3 protein-coding genes and 1 pseudogene are annotated in these 3,652 nt (G+C 62.7%); all 4 read left to right on the top strand.

Translation table 11 applies throughout. The annotated features are described in order from the left end of the window. Positions 1–820: pseudogene (locus tag EN925_RS39800) on the top strand (hypothetical protein); the annotation flags it as partial. A gap of 41 nt (positions 821–861) precedes the next feature. Then, on the top strand, positions 862–1,848 hold the full coding sequence (gene denD, locus EN925_RS27875) for a D-erythronate dehydrogenase (RefSeq protein WP_064994851.1): 987 nt from the start codon (positions 862–864) through the stop codon (positions 1,846–1,848). 41 nt (positions 1,849–1,889) lie between these two features. Next, positions 1,890–3,167, top strand: coding sequence for a 3-oxo-tetronate kinase (gene otnK / locus EN925_RS27870; RefSeq protein ID WP_337122168.1), 1,278 nt, complete (start codon positions 1,890–1,892; stop codon positions 3,165–3,167). Beyond that, positions 3,164–3,652: class II aldolase/adducin family protein (locus EN925_RS27865; protein WP_128337070.1), on the top strand; the 489-nt coding region annotated here is incomplete at its 3' end. The genes otnK and EN925_RS27865, both read left to right, overlap by 4 nt.

The raw sequence follows: 3,652 nt of genomic DNA, 5'->3' as shown, positions 1-3,652 counted from the left end.
ACTCTATGCCGCCACGCGCACCGCCTTCCCTGGGTCCCGCATCGGCGGCGGGATGTTCAGCTTCTTCACTGAGCTCAACCGTAAACGTCCCCCGACCGAGACGATAGACCTCGTGACATTTACGACGGCAGCGATCTTCCATGCTGGTGACGACCGATCCTTGATGGAGACGCTCGAATGTTTACCGCATATCGTCAGGACCGTGCCAGCCATCGCCAGGGGGCTGCCGTATTCCGTTGGGCCGTCCGCGATCGGGTTGCGTGACAATCCCTATGGCGAAGCGCCCGTCGCCAATCCCACGAACATCCGGCAGGCGGTCAATTTCAATGATCCGCGCCAGAGGGGCATCATGGGCGCAGCCTGGAATCTCGGCTATTTCGCTGCCTTCGCGGAAGGCGGCGCGGAGGCCGTCGCGCTCGGCGGCGCGGTCGGCCCGTTCGGCGTTCTCTCCGTGCCGACGCCGTTTCCGCAGTCCTGGTTCGAGGGCAAGGGCGAACTGTATCCTGTTTGGCACATCGTGCGAGGCCTGGCGAAACTCAAAGGCCGTCCGATCCGTCCGCTGCGATCGTCCGTCGCCGGGGCGGTGCGAGGGATCGCGGCGGTTACGGAAAAAGGCACCGAGCTATGGCTCTGCAATCCCTCGCCCAACACGCTGGAAGTCCGCCTCCCCGAAGGCTTCACGACCGCTGCAATTCTTGATGCCTCATCTTTCGTTGCGGCATCCCGTCAACCGGATCTGCTCGACCGCCTGACGCCTGTCGAAACACAGACGCTGTCGCTCGAAAGCTACGCGGTGGTGCGTGCCTTCAGGCCAGTATGATGCAGCATCCCGAGACAGTCCCTGAAGAGAACGGAGCATCCATGCATATACTCATCATTGGCGCTGGTGGAATGATCGGCCGCAAACTCGCGGCGGAGCTTTCCCGGACCGGGTCGCTCGGGGATAAGAAGATCGAGCGGATGACGTTGGCAGACTTGACGAAGCCCCCAGTGCCAACCGGTGCCTTATATTCCATCGAAGCCATTGCCGCTGATATTGCCGTCTCCGGTGCAGCCGAGGAGCTAGCCGCGCGCCGCGCCGATGTGATTTTCCATCTCGCAGCCATCGTGTCCGGCGAAGCGGAACGCGATTTCGAGAAGGGGTACCTGATCAATGTGGACGGCACGCGTGCTCTTTTCGAGGCGATCCGACTGGAAGGGGCGCGTAAGAAGTATCTCCCCCGGCTGGTGTTCACCTCGTCGGTCGCAGTATATGGCGCGCCTTTACCAGACCCTATTCCCGACGATTACATTCTTGCCCCGCTAACCAGCTACGGCACCCAGAAGGCGATATCCGAGCTGTTGCTCGCAGACTATTCGCGACGCGGCTTCCTTGACGGAATTGGGATACGGCTGCCTACGATCGTTATTCGGCCTGGCGCTCCCAACGCGGCGGCCTCGGGATTCTTCTCCGGAATCCTGCGCGAGCCACTCGCCGGCCAACGCTCCGTCCTGCCGGTGGAGGAGACGGTCAAGCATTGGCTGGCTAGTCCGCGCACGGCGGTAGCTCTCCTCATCCATGCCGCGATGCTCGATACGTCCGCGCTGGGCGCCCGGCGCACGCTGAACATGCCTGGGGTCGCGGCCACAGTTTCCGACCAAATTGCCGCGCTCCGCCGCGTGGCAGGCGCCGAAGCCGAGGCTTTGATAGACCGCAAGCCGGACGAGGCGATTAAGGCCATCATTGCGGGTTGGCCAAAATCCTTCTCGCCCACGCTAGCCAACAATCTGGGCTTCGTGGCCGAAAGCACGGTGGATGAACTGATAGCGGTTTACCTGGCGGATGACGCCCCGAAGGCCATCCCTTAACCGCCAAGGCAGAGTCACTAGCGTTTCCATGGAAGTTGAAAGTGAGAGATCTGATGCTTCTCGGCTGCATAGGCGATGATTTCACCGGGTCGTCCGACTTGGCCAACACGCTCGCCAAGGGGGGTATGCGCACCGTCCAGTACAATGGCGTTCCCAAAATCGACTCCGACCGCTCGGTTGACGCGGGCGTCGTTGCCCTGAAGACCAGAACGATACCCGCCAGCGAGGCGGTGAAGCAGTCGCTTGCGGCGCTAGAGTGGCTTAGACGCCAGGGCTGCCGCCAGTATCTGTTCAAGTACTGCTCGACATTCGATTCGACCCCCGAAGGCAATATCGGGCCGGTGCTAGACGCTCTTGGCGACGCCGTGGGGGCGGCACGCGCGATCGTCTGTCCGGCGTTTCCCGCGACCGGCCGGTCGATCTACCAGGGGCATCTTTTCGTTAACGATCGTCTGTTGAGCGAATCCGGCATGGAGAAACATCCGCTTACGCCAATGACAGATCCCGATCTGAGACGTTGGCTTGCACGACAGACCGGGCGCGGGATCGGCCATGTCCCCTACGACGTCGTGGCGGGAGGAAGCATCCCGATCAGGGATGCTCTAGAGGCTGCTGCTGCGAGCGGCTCTCGCTACATCGTCGTCGACGCCATTTTGGACAAGGACCTTATCGCCATTGGCGAGGCTGCCGAATCGGATGTCCTGCTCAGCGGCGGTTCGGGCATTGCCCTTGGACTTCCGACCAACTTTCGTCGGGCCGGGCTGATTGGCAGGGCGGCCATGGATTGGATGGGAAAACAGGGGCCGGCAGCCGTGCTTTGCGGCTCGTGCTCTGCCATGAGCCGACGCCAGATCGCCGAGCACCGGAAAAGCCATCCAACGCGCGTCGTGGAGGTGGACGCTGTCATGGACCGCGCGGCCAATCCTGTCGAATATGCCGAATGGGTTATCGGCCAGCAGCAGCATGGCTTGCCGCTCGTGTTTTCGTCGGCTGAGCCCGAAGCCGTCGCAGCCGCGCAGAAGCACCACGGGAAGGAGCGCGTCGCAACGGCGGTCGAAGGTTTTTTCGGCGAATTGGCGCGCCAGCTTCTGGCGCATGGCGTCCGCCGGCTGGTCACGGCGGGCGGCGAGACATCGGGGGCCGTCGTATCGGCGCTCGAGATTTCGTCGTTCGAGATCGGACCGGAGATCGACCCCGGCGTTCCAGCGTTGAAGGCCGGTGGGCTGGAAATGGTGCTCGCACTGAAGTCGGGCAATTTCGGCGCGGCTGACTTCTTCAAAAAGGCAGCCGGCGTCCTTGCTGGAGACGTTGTCCGATGAACGATGAAACAAGGCTCAGGGAGCAAATTTGCAGCGTTGCCGCGTCCATGTTCACGCGCGGCCTTACTGCCGGAAGCTCGGGGAACATCTCCGCTCGCCTCGGCGACGGTCGGCTTCTCGTCTCGCCGACGGGATCGTCCTTTGGCACGCTCGATCCCGCCCGCCTGTCGTTGTTTGACGCGGAGGGGCGGTTCGTGGACGGCGACAAGCCGACGAAGGAAATGCCGCTGCATTCGGCGTTCTACGAGACGCGCGGTGCGCGCGCTGGAGCGGTCGTCCATCTTCATTCAACCCATTCGGTCGCGGTTTCGCTTCTGCCCGGCATCGATCCGGACAGCGTCTTCAAGCCATTGACGGCCTATTCGGTCATGCGGCTGGGCAAGGTGAAACTGCTGCCCTACATCCGGCCTGGCGATCCGTCGATGGGAGACGCCGTGCGCGGACTCGCTGGAAAACGGTCGGCAGTGTTGCTGGCCCACCACGGC

Source organism: Mesorhizobium sp. M7A.F.Ca.US.006.04.2.1 (genome assembly GCF_004022915.1).
In the GTDB taxonomy this organism is placed as follows: domain Bacteria; phylum Pseudomonadota; class Alphaproteobacteria; order Rhizobiales; family Rhizobiaceae; genus Mesorhizobium; species Mesorhizobium ciceri.
Note: the sequence above shows the minus strand (reverse complement) of the source record. Positions and strands in the feature narration are given on the sequence as shown.

Coding starts and splice junctions, on each gene's coding strand:
- denD (WP_064994851.1), top strand. CDS start 862: ATGCATATACTCATCATTGGCGCTGGTGGAATGATCGGCCGCAAACTC.